Source organism: Pseudocolwellia sp. G5-9 (genome assembly GCF_055808995.1).
The window spans coordinates 1,896,747-1,915,066 of record NZ_CM147893.1 but is presented as its reverse complement, the minus strand read 5'-3'; the positions used below and the strand labels follow the sequence as shown (position 1 = coordinate 1,915,066).

Below are 18,320 nucleotides of genomic sequence, written 5' to 3'. Positions count from 1 at the left end.
GAAAGCCGTAAAAAATATGGGGGGAATTCTACTCTGAGCAGAGCAAACAAACGAGTAAAAAGTTATAAAAATTCAATAAACCCGTCGTTATTTTAAAAAACAACTAGCACAAAGCAAATTCTTAAGGTAAGTTTGACTGGTCTAACGAGTTGTGTTTTAGTCATAAATATTAGGCAAAATTCACTAAAACGACTACAACTTTGTATTAGGAAAGAATTAATCTGGGGAGATATGATGAGAAAAGTAATATTAAGTATGTCTATTGCAAGTCTATTAGGCTTATCTGCATGCGATAGTGAAACGATTAATGACGTACAACAGAACGTAGAAAAAAATAACTCTACAGTAACGGCTTCGGCACGGATTGTATTTGATCCTTCAAATGGCATTTTATCAGTACCGAATGATTTGTTATTTCAAGGAACCACAGATGGCACATTGAATATACCCGTTGATGATCCTACCGATGAAAGCGATCCTTCTGTTGCGTTAAGCGCTTTAGATGGCTGGTCTACTGTTAATCCATTTCTTTTAAGTGTTGATTTTCCTGCAGGTACTTCTCTTGATGGCGATTCGGTCGCGAATTCTATTAAGCTTTTTGAAGCAACAATGGGGGGCGATTTAAATGATCCTGAGTGTACCGATGTTACTCGTGGACTGGCATGTAAAATAGTTGGTGAGTTAACATTTGGTGTTGATTTTATTGCACAAAAATCAGGTGACAGTATTGCTGTTGTGCCATTAAGTCCGCTAAAAGCAGAGACAACTTATTTACTTGCTCTAACTAACTCTCTTAAAGATACTAATGGTAAAGCCGTCGCCGGTTCCACAACCTATGAATCAGTTCGCCAAGATATTAATACAAAGCCATTAGGCTCTGAAGCTCAATTAGGTTTACAAGCTGTTATTAATAGTTTTGAAAAAGCTGTAATAAGCGAAGGCGTTGAAGCTGATTCGTTAATTTACACTATGGCGATGACCACACAATCAACAACGAAAGTATTAAATACAATTAAAGGTTTAATGGCGGCAAATTTAGCTGCTGGTGGTTTACCTCCTGTTATTACTATTAATCCATCGGGAGCTACGGTGAATGATGTGTTTTTATCGCAAGGCAGAGTATTATCTGAATCATTACAAGCTTTATATTCTACGGCTAACTATCATACTGGTAATGTAACACTTCCGTATTATTTACCCATTCCTAGTGTAGCAAATCCTAAAGCCCCTGTTAATTCTTGGTGGCAAGCTCGATGTGATTCTGGCGCTATGATTGCTGGTTTAGCAGCACAAAATCCAGCTGCAATTCCAGTAGAGCCTCTAAGTGAAAATGACGGTTTTTGTATGGCGGTTGGTTTAAGAGATTTAAGCAGTGCTTTACCTCTGGATACGGAGCGAAACTTAACAAAGTTTAACCCTGTACCTATGCCACAAGGCGAGAGTGATATCCCTTATATTTCTCATCCGGGAGATATTGATGTTCAAATGACTACACCTAAATTATCACCTGTTACTGATGCGGTCAGAGCGAATTACGGTTTACCTGCTTTAGAAACACCAGAGAATGGTTGGCCTGTTGTTATTCTTCAGCACGGTATTACGTCTAAAAAAGAAGATATGCTGGCGATAACAGGTATTTTATCAACATTTGGTTTCGCAACAATTGCAATCGATCACCCACTACATGGTAGCCGAGGATTTGATTTAGACCCAACTAAACCAGGTGATGAAATTAATGCTTCTACAGTATCTGCAACTCATTATATGAACTTAGCGAGCTTGTTAACTACGCGTGATAATTTACGTCAAAGTACGGCTGATACATTAGGTTTACGCTTAGGGTTGAACGCAACAGTAGGTGTAAACCTTGATACGTCTGAAGTTCATTATTTAGGGCATTCATTAGGAGCGATAACAGGTATTAATTTTGTTGCTCTTGCTAATGCGCCAATTAATCCAGCTTTAGATCCTATGTTTAAAATAGCGTCTAACTCTTTAGCTATGCCAGGTATTATGGTGGCTAATTTCTTATTAGAGTCAGGCGCTTTTGAAGATGTAATTAAATCTAACTTAGCTTTTGCTCAATCTGAAGATTTTCAAAATTTTGTGGTTAGCCAATACACAAACCCTACAGAAGCTGAGTTAGTTGGAGCTTATCGATTATTTTATGCTAATTTAACTGCGGAGCAACAAGCGGGTCTTAATGAAATATTCTCACAGTTTGTTTTTGCTGCTCAAACAATTGTAGGTTCTGGCGACCCCATTAACTACGCAGCACAAATGGCTGTAACTCAAACCCCGACTCATTTAATTGAAGTAGTGGGTGATGGTGGAACAAACCTTTCAGATCAAGTTATACCTAATAGGGTATCAACATCTCCAATTGGTGGTACTGAAGGTGCTGTGGCTTTATTGGGATTGCCTAGTGTAAGTACAACAAATGCAGGTTCTGGTGTAGTTAGATTTTTAAATGGTCATCATAGTTCTATTTTAGATCCTAGTGTTAGGCCTGAAGCTCCAGACGCTATGTTAACAGGAGCCGCGACGCTAGAAATGCAGTCTCAAATTGTTGCTTTTTTTGCAAGCAAAGGACAATTGATTAACGTAACAAATACTGCAGTTGTACAATAATGGAGAAACTTCATTTATAATGAAGATCTTTGAGAGAGAAAGTCCTTTTTAAGGGCTTTTTTTTTACATTTTTATCCCCATATTTATACCAACTTGATTAATCCGTTTGGTGTTAGTTAAATATAAATAAAGTTAAAGCGGTTTACGCTTAGGAGAATAAGCTTGGAATTTTTGTACGAGTACGGATTATTTTTTGCCAAAACACTTACTTTTGTTTTGGCAATTATCGCTATTGTTGCGGTAATTGCATCGTCAGCTATTAAGCAGGGCACTAAAAAAGGTGAATTAGAAATTACCGATTTATCTGAGCACTTTGATGATGTAGAGCATGATGTTATGCAACATCTATTAACTAAAGAACAAATTAAACAAAAAGAAAAAGAAGAAAAAAAACAAGCTAAAGAAACCGCAAAAGCAGATAAAAAATCAGTAAAAAGTGGTGAAGTAGAGCAAGAAACTCGTGTATTTGTACTTGATTTTAAAGGCAGTATAGACGCTAAAGAAGTGTCTTCTTTACGTGAAGAAATTACTGCAGTGTTATCTGTAGCTACACCAAAAGATGAAGTATTTGTTCGATTAGAAAGTGGTGGCGGTATGGTGCATGGTTATGGTTTAGCATCGTCTCAACTTGATCGTATTCGCCAACATAATATACCGTTAACGGTGTCTGTAGACAAAGTTGCAGCGAGTGGTGGTTATATGATGGCATGTGTAGCTAACAAAATTATATCTGCTCCGTTTGCGATTGTGGGGTCTATTGGCGTTATTGCGCAAGTACCAAACTTTAATAAGTTATTAAAGAAAAACGATATTGATTACGAACAGTTTACCGCGGGCGAATTTAAACGTACGGTAACTATGTTTGGTGAAAACACCGATAAAGGTCGTGAAAAGTTCAATGAAGAGTTAGAAGAAACTCATCAACTTTTTAAAGGGTTTGTGTCAGATCATCGTCCAAGTCTTGAAATAGGCAAAGTGGCAACAGGTGAACATTGGTTTGGCATAAAGGCTAAAGAGTTAGGTTTAGTTGATGATATTCAAACAAGTGATGACTATCTGCAACTGGCGAATAAGTCGAATAAAGTTATCTCGATTAAATACGTTGTTAAAAAAGGCTTAGCTGAAAAATTTTCTAAAGCGGCGTCTATGTCGGTAGATCGTATTTTTAGTAACTTGTGGCAAAAAAATCGAATTTTCCCAAGCTAGTATACTGAATAAATTGGTTTTATAGCTATTAAAAAGGAGACGTTTGTCTCCTTTTTTACGTTTGAAAATTAATATTATTTAATACCTGTTTATTAGGGAGTTACTTAAAATCACTAAGCTAGGTCTGATTTACAATACTGGTTAATGAAATCATGATGCTGCGGGAGTTTGGTTACTGCGTTATCAATCGATTGCTTCAAACTGTTAAGAAAGTTCTTTAATTCATCGTCTGACATGATATCTGCAATTTGATGATGTTGTGTTGGCATTAAACCTTGCCCAAGCATCACTTGTGTCCATGAATCTACACGGAAAATGTCACCGTCATCTAAAAACACTCGTCCCGATGATTTAAATAGTTGAATTTTATGTGCTAAAGAGTCTGGTATTTCCATATTTTGGCAATGCTGCCAAAACTCACTATTAGATCGTTTGTTTACGTGGTAGTGCAAAATAATAAAGTCTCTAACAGCATTGAGTTCTGAAGTGAGTTTGCTGTTGTATTCGTTTATCATTGTTTGTTCAATTCCTTGGAACGGAAATAAGCGTAATAAACGAATGATACCAGACATAATTAAATGAATACTGGTTGACTCTAATGGTTCGATAAAGCCACTAGAAAGGCCTAAAGCTACACAGTTTTTATTCCAGCCTTTACGTCGGCGTCCTGTTTTAAATTTTATTGTTCTTGGTGTTGTAATGGTTTCGCCTTCAATATTCGCTAATAATTCTTTAGTCGCGGCTTCGTCAGATATGTATTTACTACAATAAACTAAGCCATTGCCAACTCTATGTTGTAAAGGTATTTTCCATTGCCAACCACTATTTCTAGCAATAGATCTGGTATATGGAATGGCTGGTTCTACAGATTTTGTTTGAACTGCAATGGCGCTATCGCATGGTAACCAATGTGACCAATCATCGTAACCAGTATGCAGAGCTTGCTCAATGAGTAATCCTTTAAAGCCTGTACAGTCTATAAATAAATCACCTTCGATGATTTGTTTAGAATCTAGCGTTAAAGACGAAATAAAGCCCGTATCGGAGTGTTTGTTAACTTTATTGATTTTACCTTCAATACGCTTAACACCTAAATTTTCACTGAACTTTCGTAAATACTTTGCATAGAGGGTCGCATCTAAATGATAGGCATAATTAATCGGTGTTTGTTTGGATAAGCCAAATTTATTGGCTTTGGCTGCTTGTAGTTCAAAGCAATAGTCGCCAAATTCTTTTGTTAAACCTTTTTGTCGTCCTTGTAACCAAAAATGATGGAATTCTCCTGCCCAGCATTCTTTTCCTGTTGCTCCAAATGAATGAATGTATTCATCATTTATCTCTCCCCAGTTTTTAAAGCTAATACCTAATTTGAAAGTGGCGTGAGTTTCTCGCATAAATTCTTGTTCATTTATATTGAGTAATTTATGGAAGGTTTTAATGGGAGGGATCGTTGCTTCACCAACGCCCACTGTGCCTATTTCATCAGATTCGATTAATGTAATGTTTAAATTTTTACCTATCAGTTTTGATATAGCTGCCGCAGCCATCCAACCTGCTGTGCCGCCACCTGCAATAACTACGTTTTTAATGTTTTTTTGTTGCAAAATATACCTCGATTAATGCTTATGAACATTTTGGTAAATACAATTAATGAGCTTTATACCAATGAAGTTAATAAATAGGTATCGCTAGAGTTTATTAATTTTAGCCTTGTCTCTCGATTGTTTTTCAAGATAACAAGCTATGTAGTTGCTCTACATTAAACCGTTTTTATACCAATTTGAATAGGGTCTATTGAACTTTCGAAGTTACTTTTACCGCAAGTTGAGTGATATTTAGATAGGGTGAGTATGTGACGTGTAACTAGCTACTCGAACATATGATAATCCCTATAAATTGCAGTTCTTTGGAGCCTTGAAAATTTAACCCTGAAAGATAAACAGCCTTATACCAAACAAAACTATTTACTCTATTTATAGGGTTATTTAGGGGGATGCAAGAGCAGTTACCCTAAATAACTATTTTCTTTAATCAATAACATCTACACGGACACGGATGTTTAGATTCAGCTTGGCACTAAACATCTGTGTCTATAAGTCTTTTAATTCTCGCTAAGTAACTTGGTATAAGTTGCTGTTAAAGAGAATGCTTAAAAAGTATAACGAGCACCTAAAGCAAAACGTGCACCTTGTTCTGCTAACTTCCATAGTTGTACTTTTGTACGACCATGAGTTCTAGTATCTTCACCCGTAATATTTATACCTTCTATGAAGACAGATAATTCTTCGTTAACTTGGTATGCAACATTAAAGTCAACTTGAGCATACTCTTCAGTATAACCCGGCTCGTTAATATATTGAGCTTGGGTATTTAAGAATTTATCACGCCAGTTATAAGCAATACGCGCTTGAAAATCATCGTTTTCATACATTGCAATTAGGTTAGCTGTGTCACTTAATCCAACAAGGGCGAATTGTGTTACGGATGGATCACCATTGTTATCAAAACCGATATCACCGTTTACTGTTGTATAGTTGGCCTGTATACCAAAACCAGATTCGCCAAAGAAATGTTGTACGGCAATTTCAAAACCGTCAATTTTTGCTTCTTTGTTATTTACAAATTTAGTGACTGTAAAATCCATCAATGGGTCATCAGCATTGGGTAAAACATCGTAGTCAACCTCAAAGCTTTCAGCACTTCTTGAGTAAAAATCTACATTATTTTCTGTTGCAGCAACCATTGCAAAAAGGTTTGTATCAGTAATTTCTTCGCCTAAAGCTATTAACGCAGCTTCTGCGGCTTGTGCACGAGGACCTGCGGTTGCATCACGTAGTCCATATACGTTCTCTATAACAGGTTGACGACCGGCAAAATTATTCACACGTTTTTCATAGTAGCCAATTGAGACATAACTTGTTTCTTCAAAATACCATTCGGCTGATATATCAAAATTGTCAGATTCAAGGGGAACGAGTTCAGGGTTACCGTTAGAGGCTGTTCCTAATTGAACACCTGCTAATGTTGTTGGTCCACTTGGGCCACTAACATCTGATGCCGCAGCACTTAGTTGATCATAAGTAGGGCGAGCAATAGTTTTACTAAAAGATAGGCGCGTGATTACGTTATCAAGCACTTCTATGTCAAAATCAAAACTTGGTAATAAATGCGTATAACTAGCATCAGTTGAAAAGTCTTGTTTTCCTTCACCGAACCTTACGTTAAAGTCGTTATTTCCTTCCCATGCAACAGCATTAGGCAGTGATACATTAGCCGATGATGTGATATCTGTACTTTCAAATCGAACGCCTGCTGCAATATTAAATGGGCGACCGGCTAATTCACCTGATAAATCTAATTGAAAGTATGCTGAAGTAACGTCTTCTTTAATGGTTCTATCTGTAGCTAAAGCACCATCAGCAACAAAGTCGAATCCATATTCACCCGCTGCCCAAGCAGCTACTTGAGAGGCGCTACCAGTAAATCCTTGGTTGAAAGCACCTGATTTATCAAAATCACTGATTTCACTAGTAAAATCTATAAGCGTTAAAAAGTTGTCTGGTAATTCACCTGGATTCTCTATTCCCCAGTTACCCATGGTATGGCGAGTTAAACTTTGAGTTGAGTGACTTTCCATTGAACGAGATTCAACACCAAATTCAATACTGCCTTCTTCAAATTCATACGTACCCATTAAACGAAATTGATCAATATCTGATTTTTGTGAGGCAACTCTCATATCTAAAATTGATGTACCAACATCGTCTTGGTCAAGAACACCATTACAATTGAGTCCTCGTTCTGCGTTACAGTCATCAAAATTAATATACATAGTAGGGAAGTCATTCGTAAAGTCGACTCCTTGACCTGCTGAAATGTTAGCGCCTAATCCTGTATTTAACCAAGAGCCATAATCAGCATCAGGCGTACTTTCTGCACTAGACTTATGTCCATCAAAAGTAATATTAAAATTATCGTTTACGTCGTAACTTATATTTAAACCAATCGAACTATTTTCATTAACTTGATTTAATTCTTGTAAAGCTAATCCTAAATCGCGAGGTGCCTGATTACCTCTATCTTCATTGTAATCTACTGGAGTTTTAACGGTTTCCCCGTCAAAGCCTAAGTTTGATTTATAGGTATCCATCCAAATAGATTGTTCAGCCCTAGCTTGAAAAATATCTTGTTTGGAATAAGTGTAATCTAAGGTTGTGGTTAAAGTTTCTATTGGTCTAAATTGTAGGGTTAATTGAGCGTTTGTTCTTTCACGTTCTTCATCTGTAATGTAGTAGCGTAAATCGGAAGGCATTGAATAAAACTGTCCGATTTCAGGCTGACCGCTTAAGATAATGTTATCAGCGGCTTGCGGAATTGTGCCATCATAGGCGCTTGTTCGCCATTCATTAACAAATGCTCCAGACGCTGAACTATGACGTTCTTTTGCATTAAAACTTAAAGATGCACCAAAAACTTCTTCATCATCAGTCCAACTAAATAGTCCTGATAATTCAGGAGTTACGTCGTCACCAACTCTATTAGTTGTATCCATTAAAGCTTTGGCTCCAACACTCACTTGCATTCCAGGGTTATCTAACGGTTTAGCTGTTACTATATCAACCGTTGCGCCAATACCTCCTGTAGCAATATTACCTCTACCTGTTTTATAAACAGAAACAGATTTAACCGCATCAGCAGCTAAGTTTGAAAAGTCGAATGCACGAGAGTTGGCTACGCTGCCACCATCAGGTAAGCTAGATGCAGGCATAGTACGACCATTAAGGGTAACCATGTTGTAGTCAGGACCAAAACCACGTACTGTTATTTTACTTCCTTCTCCACTTGCTCTATCAATTGAAACTCCTGTAATTCGTTGTAATGATTCAGCTAAGTTGGTGTCTGGGAACTTCCCAATATCTTCAGCTGAAATAGCATCTACAACGCCGCTAGCATCTCTTTTTAGTGCTGTTGATTCTTTAATGCTTGAGCGCATACCTGTTACTTGAATTATTTCTACTTCATCTTTATTTGCTTCTTCTGCGTAGGCAAAAGATAAAGGTGATATTGCTGTAGCGCTTAAAACGATAGATAAACTGGTAGCCAGCTTTGTTTTATTAAATTTATTATGTCTCATTATTTCCCCTAGATTTTGCAATCATTTCTTTAATTTGTAAGCGCTTACATTTTATTTTGTACAATTAAATAATAATTCAATTTTATATATTAGGTATTTGTATTTGGAAGCGCTTACATTAAGCTAATTTATTATTGTTTTTTTTTCAACATATATTTACTTTTTTATAGGTGTTTTTTTCTAGTCTTTGATATCGTTAGTTTTATTTTTATCTTGATTGTTGGTGAATATACCGACATTAAACTGAGAAACCAAAGTGTCAGAAAAAATGAATAAAATAACTATTGCTACAAATTTATTAATTATTAAAGAAAATATAGATGATTTTTTATCACTTATAGGCTTTTTATACAGATCATATTTGCAAGCTTATCCGTTTAAGCCTATAAAATAGAATAGTGGAGAGTCGGCTTTATGGCTATTCATTATTTTTCACATCAAGTAACTATTTTTATAAAAGCTATAAACACCTCTTTTGGCTTAAATAAGACCAAATAAATGTAATTGAATTGTCATAAAATTATTACAATATAGTTAGAAGGTGTGAATACTATTTATTAAGCATGGAGAACAAAGATGTTAACTAAGAAGTTTTTTAAAACAAAAGATGAAGCAGAAATAACCTTTGAGTTTAGTCGAGATGGCGTTGAGTCTGTCGCTTTAGTGGCAGAATTTACTGATTGGCAACCACTTGAAATGAAATTTAGTAAAAAAGAAAAAGCATTTCGTACAAAAGTTAGGCTACCTAAAGACGGTCAGTTCCAATTTAAGTATTTATTAAATGGTGCTGAGTGGGAAAATGATTATCAAGCGGATCAATATATACCTAATTCATTTGGTTCAGAAGATAGTGTTGTATCAACACGCCCATAGTATAACTTCATTATAAATCAACTGGTTATTTTGGTGTGTTGTTGCCTTTGTTTGATCGGTAACAACTACCTTTGTTATTCCTCATATTTATATAAGAAAAAGTTTTTAGACATAAAACGTTTTTAATGTATTTTTAATTTGTAGCTGTTTTGTAATAGGTATATGGTTTAGAGAAGACATTGGTTGAATTTAACCATGTTAATATTAATTACCTTCGTGTTGTGTAGTCGTTTTGTTTTAAGTAAAAAGAATAAAGGTGATTAATGGAACAATATAGTATGGAGTCTGGTCGTGCCTACCCATTAGGTACGTCAGTTAATGATTCAGGTGTGAACTTCTCTCTTTTTTCAGCTAATGCTGAAAAAGTTGAATTGTGTGTTTTTGATGAGTTGGGTCATCAAGAGTTAATGCGATTCGTTTTACCTTCTTGTGAACATCATGTTTGGCATGGTTACTTAAAAGGTGCAAAAGCCGGATTAGTTTATGGATACCGTGTGTATGGAGCTTATCACCCTGAAGCGGGACACCGTTTCAACCATCATAAATTATTATTAGACCCTTACGCTAGAGCGTTGAAAGGCAAGTTTACTTGGTCTGATCGTCATTTAGGCTATAAAGCGGATTCTCCTGACCTAGATCTGTCGTTTGATGACAGGGACAATGCTGATGTTATGCTTAAATCAGTAGTGATAGATCCTACAAAACCTCAAATACAACGTGTGCCTGTTTCATGGCAAAATACTGTGATATATGAAGGGCATGTTAAAGGCCTTACACAGTTAAATTCAAAAGTTCCTCCTGAATTACAAGGTTCTTTTTTAGGTATTAGTCACCCATCAATGATTGCACACTATCGTGCTATTGGTATTACAACCATTGAGTTATTACCTGTACAGCAATTTCTTTCTGAAAAGTTTTTACATGATAAAGATCTGAGTAATTATTGGGGATATAACAGTATTTCATTTTTTGTTCCTCATTCAGATTATTTAAGTACCGACCAAGTTTTTGAATTTCAACGCATGGTTGATGAATTGCATCAAGCTGGTTTTGAAGTATTAATAGATGTTGTATATAACCACACCGCAGAAGGTAATGCTTTAGGCCCAACACTGAGCTTTAGAGGAATAGATAACGCCTCTTATTATCGATTAAATCCATCTGAACCTCGTTATTACATTAATGATACAGGTTGTGGTAATACGGTGAACTTAAGCCACCCAAGAGTGCTCCAAATGGTCATGGATAGTTTACGTTACTGGGTTGAAGTGATGGGGGTTGACGGTTTCAGGTTTGATTTAGCGACTATTTTAGGCCGTGAACCTCATGGTTTTGATAAAAACAGTGGTTTCTTAGATGCAATTTTACAAGACCCATTACTTAACACCGTAAAAGTTATTGCTGAACCTTGGGATATTGGTCCTGGTGGATATCAGTTAGGTGGATTTCCAGCACCTTGGTCAGAGTGGAATGATAAATACAGAGATTCTATAAGACGCTTTTGGCGTGGTGATAAAGGCCTCTTACCTGAATTTGCACGAAGAATTCATGGTTCGAGCGATGTTTTTGAACATCATGGACGTCAACCTTATGCAAGCATTAATTTTTTAACGAGCCATGATGGTTACACATTGCATGATTTAGTGAGTTATGAGCAGCGACATAATGAACGCAACGGCGAAGAAAACCGTGATGGTCATTCTGAAAACTTGTCTAAAAATTACGGCGTAGAAGGCACTACTGATAATGCTGAAATACTTGCATTACGCTTAAAGCAAATTAAAAACATGTTGTCTACGATTATGCTGTCGCAAGGCGTGCCTATGGTATTAGCTGGCGATGAAATAGGGCGTACCCAACAAGGTAATAATAATGCTTATTGCCAAGACAACGAAATTAATTGGCTAAATTGGCAAGAGGATGCTTTATATGCTAGCGAATTGTCCGCTTTGTTAGCGCGTTTGTCTGAATTAAGAAAGCGTTTCCCTATGTTGGCTTATCATCGATTTATTCATAAAGATGATCCTAAATCTGATGTGGATATTACTTGGTATCACTGTTCAGGTAATATTATGCATAAAGAAAACTGGCACTCTCACCATGCGTCTACTGTTGGCTATTTAGTTCAAGGAAAAACAGATAATGCATCATCTGTATTTTGTATATTTCATGCCGGCGCAGAGCCTGTTGAGTTTGTTTTACCTGAAATAAATAACGTTGAATATTGGGATGTGATGGTAGACACCTCGTCAAGTGCAATAAACAACGAAATTCCTAAATTACCAGCGCAAAGAGCAATAACACTTCAACCACGTACAACAATTGTTTTGTCTAATGAGAATAAGGGATCTGAGCCTAGTGAATAACACAGATGATTTTTGCCAAATAACGTCGTTAGATGACAGTGTTTTAATGGACAACAACACTTTTGCTGATGACTTATCTCGACATTTTTATTTTACTCTAGGTCGAGACAAGGTTAATGATTCTCACCTTTATTTATACAATGCTTTAGCAATAACGATTAGAGATAGATTAGTTGCTCAATGGCGAGAAACTCGAGCTAACAGAGTTGAAGAACGTTCAGTTGCCTATTTATCATTAGAGTTTCTTATGGGGCGAACCCTAAACAATACCGTACTTAATCTTGACTTAGATGAGACGGTACGGGAGTCGTTAAAAGGTTATTGCTGTGCGTTAGAAGAAGTTGAAACGGCAGAGCACGACGCAGGTTTAGGAAATGGCGGTTTAGGTCGCCTTGCAGCATGCTTTTTAGATAGTTGTGCAAGTTTAACTTTACCTGTTATTGGTTATGGTATTCGTTACGAGTACGGCATGTTTAACCAACAAATTAAAAATGGAGAGCAAGTAGAGCATCCTGATAGTTGGCTACGAGAAGGTAACCCATGGGAAATTGCTGTTCCAGATAAGGCTATTAGAGTTAAATTTTTTGGGCAAGTTGATGTGATTACTGAACGTAACGGTAATCAACTTCGACAATGGAATAACACCCATGACGTGCTAGCTGTACCTTATGATATGCCTATCCCTGGTTATAAAAATGGCATAGTAAATACATTAAGGTTATGGAAATCTGAAGCAACAGACGAATTCGATTTAGATGAATTTAATGCTGGAGGTTATACAGAAGCGGTTGCAACAAAAAACTTAGCTGAACAAATTAGCATGGTGCTTTACCCTAATGATACCAGCGAAAATGGTAAAGAATTAAGGTTACGTCAACAGTACTTCCTGTCTTCGGCTTCATTGCAAGATACCGTAAATAATTATGTTGAATTGTTTGGTGATAGTTTTGAGCAATTTATTGATAAGCAATCATTTCAACTGAACGACACACATCCAAGTATTGCTGTGGCAGAGCTTATGCGCATATTAATGGATGACTATTCATTATCATGGGACAAAGCTTGGCATATTACATCGAATACCATGGCGTACACTAATCATACTTTGTTACCTGAAGCTTTGGAAAAGTGGCCCGTTCGAATATTTGAAAATTTGCTTCCTCGCATTTTAGAAATTATTTATGAAATTAATGCACGTTTTTTACAGTACGTTGCCGTTTCTTGGCCGGGTGATATGGATAAGCAACGTTCTTTATCACTCATTGAAGAAGGCCACGAACCTCAAATAAGAATGGCGCATTTAGCTATTGTGGGTAGTTATTCAGTTAATGGTGTGGCTGCTTTACATACGCAATTATTAAAAGAAGGCTTATTCAATCAATTTTATCAATTATGGCCTGAAAAATTTAATAATAAAACTAACGGTGTAACACCGAGACGTTGGTTGTCTCATTGTAATAAACCGTTATCAGCGCTTATTAGTAGTAAAATACGTGAAGATTGGGTAGCTGACTTTTCACATATAAAGCAACTTAAACAATATGCAAGTGATGAGGCTTTTCAGCAGCAATGGCAAGCATGTAAAACTCAAAATAAACAAGCGCTGGTTGAATTTGTTGAAAAAAATACAGGTGTTAAATTTGATGTAAATATGATGTTTGATGTTCAAGTAAAGCGCATACATGAATACAAACGTCAGCTTTTGAATGTTTTACATGTTATTGGTTTATATGAACAAATAAGAAATGGTGATACAGAACACTTAGCGCCTAGATGCGTACTTATTGGTGGAAAGGCTGCGCCGGGGTATGTTATGGCGAAGCAAATTATTAAATTAATTAATAATGTTGCAGACACAATTAATTTAGACCCTAAAGTATCGCAATATTTAAGAGTGGCTTTTATTCCTAATTACAATGTTACGGCAATGGAAGTTATTTGCCCAGCGACTGATTTGTCTGAGCAAATATCTACCGCAGGCAAAGAAGCCTCTGGCACCGGAAACATGAAGTTTATGATGAATGGCGCATTAACTATAGGAACGCTTGATGGCGCAAATATTGAAATAAGAGAAGAAGTTGGCGAAGAAAACTTTTTTTTATTTGGTGCTCAAACACATGAAATAAAAGATATACGAGCTAACTATAATCCTAACGAAATTATTAATAACTCACCTCATTTGTCTGCTGTTATGAAGCTACTAGAGAGCGGACATTTCAATTTATTTGAACCTGGCATATTCGATTCAATTATCAATTCAATCCGTAGTCACGACGATATGTGGTTAACCGCTTACGATTTTGATTCTTACTATGAAGCTCAACGTCAAGTAGATTGTGTTTTTAAGAACAAGGAAAAATGGACTCAAATGAGTATCATCAATACTACGGGAAGTGGTAAATTTTCGAGTGATCGTACGATCAAGCAGTATCGAGATGAAATTTGGAAGCTTTAAATATAACAATACAAAAAAATAGCTTACGGTAATTAATACGATATAAGGAGGCTTTATGCCCACATATGAAAATCGATATATTAGTAACTTAACTCGAGACACTTACGCATTAATTTTAGCAGGGGGGAGAGGTTCAAGACTGCATGAGCTTACAGATTGGCGAGCAAAACCAGCTACTTTTTTTGGTGGCAAATTCCGTATCATAGATTTTCCTTTATCAAATTGTATTAATTCGGGTATTCGTCGTGTTGGTATAGCAACACAATATAAATCCCATTCATTAATACGTCATGTAAATCGAGCATGGGGACACTTTAAAAAAGAATTAGGTGAATCAGTAGAAATACTTCCCGCATCACAGCGAAAAGGTGATGGTTGGTACTCAGGTACGGCTGATGCTGTTTTTCAAAATATTGATATTATCCGTCACGAATTACCTAAATATGTCATGATCTTATCAGGCGATCATGTTTACCGTATGGATTATGGTGAGTTGCTTGCTAAACATGTTGAAACTGGCGCTGATATGACCGTGTGTTGTGTTGAAGTGCCTGTGGAAGAAGCTGCTGGATCTTTTGGTGTTATGACGGTTGATGAAAATAGCCGTGTATGCCGTTTTGATGAAAAACCAGAACATCCATCAGAAGTGCCTGGTAAGCCAGGGATGACTTTAGCTTCGATGGGAAATTATGTTTTTAATACACAGTTTTTATTTGATGAACTCGCAAAAGATGCAGCACAAGATTCATCAAGTGGAGATTTTGGTAACGATATTATTCCTAAAATTATTGAATCGCATAAGGTTTTTGCCTTTCCATTTCGTGATCCTAATGGCGAAAAACAACCTTATTGGCGCGATGTTGGTACGTTAGATTCTTTTTGGGAAGCTAACATGGAACTTGTCAGCCCTGAACCTCAGCTTGATATGTATGATGAAAGCTGGCCTATTTGGACTTATCAAGAGCAAACAGCCCCAGCTAAATTCGTTTTTGATGAAGATGGTAGAAGAGGAATGGCTGTTGATTCAACCGTTTCTGGTGGTGTTATTGTGTCGGGCTCAACGGTTAAAAGGTCATTGTTATTTTCAAAAGTAAGAATTAATTCTTTCTGCGAAATCAAAGACGCGGTTATTTTACCTGGCGCTATTATTGGACGAAATTGTAAAATTTCAAAAGCGATTATTGATAGAAGTTGTGTTATTCCTGATGGTATGGAAATTGGTATTGATCATGATGCTGATAGAGCAAATGGCCTTAGGGTAACAGCAAAAGGTGTTGTATTAGTAACACGAGATATGATCGCAGCAATAAGTCATGATTAACACATCAGAGGTAAGCTAAATGAATAAAGAAGCGTTGAGTATTTTGAGTCAACAAGAAATTAACGCCTTAGTTTCAGGTAAGCACGAGGATGTATTTTCTGTTTTAGGAATACATCGTCATCCTGATAAAAGTGGATTAATCATTAGAAGTTTTTTGCCTACTGCATTAGCTGTTGATGTTATTAATAAAGTTAGCCAAGAAACAATTTTTTCTTTATCAATAATAGAGCATTCTGGTTTATTTGAAGGTTATATAGATAGCACCGAAAATAGCTTGAATTATCAACTTAAAGTGACCTATGAATCATCTGAGTTGCTAATAGAGGACCCTTATCGTTTTCCTTCTTTACTCGAAAATGATGATCTTTACTTATTTGGTGAAGGGACACATGAGCAAGCTTATCGATGGATGGGGGCTCATTCTAAAGAAGTTGATGGTGTAGAAGGTACTAATTTTGCCGTATGGGCTCCTGATGCTAAAAGAGTCTCAGTGGTGGGCGACTTTAATTTTTGGGATGGCCGTTGTCACGTCATGCGCAAGCATCCCGGTGGCGGAGTATGGGATATTTTTATCCCAAGTGTTAAAGGCGATGTTAATTATAAATATGAGATTGTAGGTAAATTTGGAGAAGTTTTACCTTTAAAAGCTGATCCTTATGCGTTTCAAATGCAGCATGCACCACAGAATGCTTCGGTAACAGTGAATAAAAGCCTTTATCAATGGAAAGATAACGAGTGGATGGAAAAAAGATCCACGGATATTGATCAATACCATGGTCCTGTTTCTATTTATGAAGTTCATTTAGGTTCTTGGCGACGCACTGGTGGTGAATATAACGAATATTTAACTTATCGAGATTTAGCGGAGCAATTAGTACCTTACGTTGCTTATATGGGATTTACTCATATACAAATGATGCCTGTAAGTGAATATCCTTTTGATGGTTCTTGGGGGTATCAACCTATTGGAATGTTTTCTCCTACTTGTCGATTTGGCTCACCTGAAGACTTTAAATACTTTGTTGATTGTTGTCATAAACAAAATATTGCCGTATTGCTTGATTGGGTGCCAGGGCATTTTCCAACAGATATGCATGGTTTAGGAAAGTTTGATGGAAGTAGTCTTTACGAACATGAAGACTTACGTAAAGGCTTTCATCCTGATTGGAAAACATTGATATACAATTATGGGCGAGCAGAAGTTGTTAGTTACCTTATTAGTAATGCGCTTTATTGGTTAGATCAATTCCATATTGATGGATTGAGAGTGGATGCTGTTGCTTCTATGTTATATCTCGATTACAGCCGAGAAGCTGATGAGTGGGTACCTAATATTCATGGTGGTAGAGAAAATTTAGAAGCAATCGAATTATTGAGACAAGTAAATAGTAGAGCTTACTTTAACTACCCTGGCATTATGATGGTGGCTGAAGAATCTACCGCTTGGCCAGGTGTTTCAAAACCAGTAAGTGAAAACGGCTTAGGTTTTGGTTTTAAGTGGAACATGGGCTGGATGAACGATACTTTAAAGTATATGGAAAGAGATCCCATTTATCGTCAACATCATCATAATGAGCTAACTTTTGGACTGGTTTATGGTTTTAGTGAAAACTTTATATTGCCGTTAAGCCATGATGAAGTGGTTCATGGTAAAGGTTCTTTATTACAAAAAATGCCAGGTGATGATTGGCAGAAATTTGCTAATTTACGCGCATATTATGGTTTTATGTGGACACATCCAGGTAAAAAACTTCTCTTTATGGGCTGTGAGTTTGCACAACGTGATGAGTGGAACCACGACCAAAGTTTAGATTGGCATCTGCTTGAATATGAACCACATAAAGGTGTTCAAACCTTAGTAAGGGATTTGAATGCACTTTATAAAACGACACCGGCTTTACATGAATTAGACTGTGATGGTAATGGTTTTGAATGGGTGATTTCAGAGAACGCTTCAGAATCAATACTCGTTTATTTACGTAAAAGCATAAAAGGTGAAGCGCTAGTACTTGTAATGGTTAATATGACTCCTTCAACCTATGAGGGGTACAAAATAGGCGTACCAAACAAAGGGCACTATATTGAACGTTTAAACTCAGATAACGTTATTTATGGTGGTAGTAATGTAAAGAACACTCCTATTATTGAATCTCAAGTGGGGAAATATAATGGCAGAGATCATTATATAGAGGTTTCTATACCTCCTTTATCAACGGTAATATTTGAAATTCAAAAAACGTAAAACCCTGTACAAGCCACATTTTAGGTTTTAATTTAATTTCAAATAAACCTAAAATGTGTTTCTATTCTTTAAAATAAAATTCAAATTTTTAA

Annotated in this window: 9 protein-coding genes; 7 read left to right on the top strand and 2 right to left on the bottom strand. The window is 36.5% G+C overall.

Annotated features, from left to right (window positions below; translation table 11 throughout):
- The first annotated feature begins 231 nt into the window (after positions 1 to 231).
- The gene (locus AC0L5Q_RS08165; RefSeq protein WP_473617102.1) at positions 232 to 2,631 is read left to right on the top strand and encodes a VolA/Pla-1 family phospholipase; all 2,400 of its coding nucleotides are present in this window, start codon (positions 232 to 234) and stop codon (positions 2,629 to 2,631) included.
- Between the two features lie 162 nt (positions 2,632 to 2,793).
- Positions 2,794 to 3,837 (top strand): protease SohB, encoded by a 1,044-nt coding sequence (gene sohB / locus AC0L5Q_RS08160; RefSeq protein WP_473617099.1) that lies wholly within the window; start codon positions 2,794 to 2,796, stop codon positions 3,835 to 3,837.
- 113 nt (positions 3,838 to 3,950) lie between these two features.
- Here the strand turns inward: sohB and AC0L5Q_RS08155 are convergent, their stop codons facing one another.
- Positions 3,951 to 5,441, bottom strand: coding sequence for a tryptophan halogenase family protein (locus AC0L5Q_RS08155; protein WP_473617096.1), 1,491 nt, complete (start codon positions 5,439 to 5,441; stop codon positions 3,951 to 3,953).
- Between the two features lie 545 nt (positions 5,442 to 5,986).
- Positions 5,987 to 8,971: a TonB-dependent receptor gene (locus tag AC0L5Q_RS08150; RefSeq protein WP_473617093.1), complete on the bottom strand. Its 2,985-nt coding sequence runs from the start codon at positions 8,969 to 8,971 to the stop codon at positions 5,987 to 5,989.
- A gap of 576 nt (positions 8,972 to 9,547) precedes the next feature.
- Here AC0L5Q_RS08150 and AC0L5Q_RS08145 point away from each other — a divergent pair.
- The 5 genes from AC0L5Q_RS08145 (at position 9,548) to glgB (ending at position 18,228) form a co-directional block, all read left to right on the top strand.
- A complete protein-coding gene (locus AC0L5Q_RS08145) occupies positions 9,548 to 9,844 on the top strand; it encodes an isoamylase early set domain-containing protein (protein ID WP_473617089.1) in 297 nt (98 codons plus the stop codon).
- A gap of 263 nt (positions 9,845 to 10,107) precedes the next feature.
- Positions 10,108 to 12,210 (top strand): glycogen debranching protein GlgX, encoded by a 2,103-nt coding sequence (glgX, locus tag AC0L5Q_RS08140; protein WP_473617085.1) that lies wholly within the window; start codon positions 10,108 to 10,110, stop codon positions 12,208 to 12,210.
- A gap of 46 nt (positions 12,211 to 12,256) precedes the next feature.
- Entirely contained in the window at positions 12,257 to 14,665 is a 2,409-nt protein-coding gene (locus tag AC0L5Q_RS08135) for a glycogen/starch/alpha-glucan phosphorylase (RefSeq protein WP_473618271.1), read from the top strand.
- 55 nt (positions 14,666 to 14,720) lie between these two features.
- Positions 14,721 to 15,986, top strand: coding sequence for a glucose-1-phosphate adenylyltransferase (gene glgC / locus AC0L5Q_RS08130; protein WP_473617082.1), 1,266 nt, complete (start codon positions 14,721 to 14,723; stop codon positions 15,984 to 15,986).
- Between the two features lie 19 nt (positions 15,987 to 16,005).
- Positions 16,006 to 18,228: a 1,4-alpha-glucan branching protein GlgB gene (gene glgB, locus AC0L5Q_RS08125; RefSeq protein WP_473617078.1), complete on the top strand. Its 2,223-nt coding sequence runs from the start codon at positions 16,006 to 16,008 to the stop codon at positions 18,226 to 18,228.
- Positions 18,229 to 18,320: the final 92 nt, after the last annotated feature.

Excerpts from the sequence above, each read along its gene's own strand:
- glgC (WP_473617082.1), top strand. The coding sequence starts at position 14,721 with ATGCCCACATATGAAAATCGATATATTAGTAACTTAACTCGAGACACT.
- AC0L5Q_RS08150 (WP_473617093.1), bottom strand. The coding sequence starts at position 8,971 with ATGAGACATAATAAATTTAATAAAACAAAGCTGGCTACCAGTTTATCT.
- glgB (WP_473617078.1), top strand. The coding sequence starts at position 16,006 with ATGAATAAAGAAGCGTTGAGTATTTTGAGTCAACAAGAAATTAACGCC.
- AC0L5Q_RS08135 (WP_473618271.1), top strand. The coding sequence starts at position 12,257 with ATGGACAACAACACTTTTGCTGATGACTTATCTCGACATTTTTATTTT.
- glgX (WP_473617085.1), top strand. The coding sequence starts at position 10,108 with ATGGAACAATATAGTATGGAGTCTGGTCGTGCCTACCCATTAGGTACG.
- AC0L5Q_RS08165 (WP_473617102.1), top strand. The coding sequence starts at position 232 with ATGATGAGAAAAGTAATATTAAGTATGTCTATTGCAAGTCTATTAGGC.
- AC0L5Q_RS08145 (WP_473617089.1), top strand. The coding sequence starts at position 9,548 with ATGTTAACTAAGAAGTTTTTTAAAACAAAAGATGAAGCAGAAATAACC.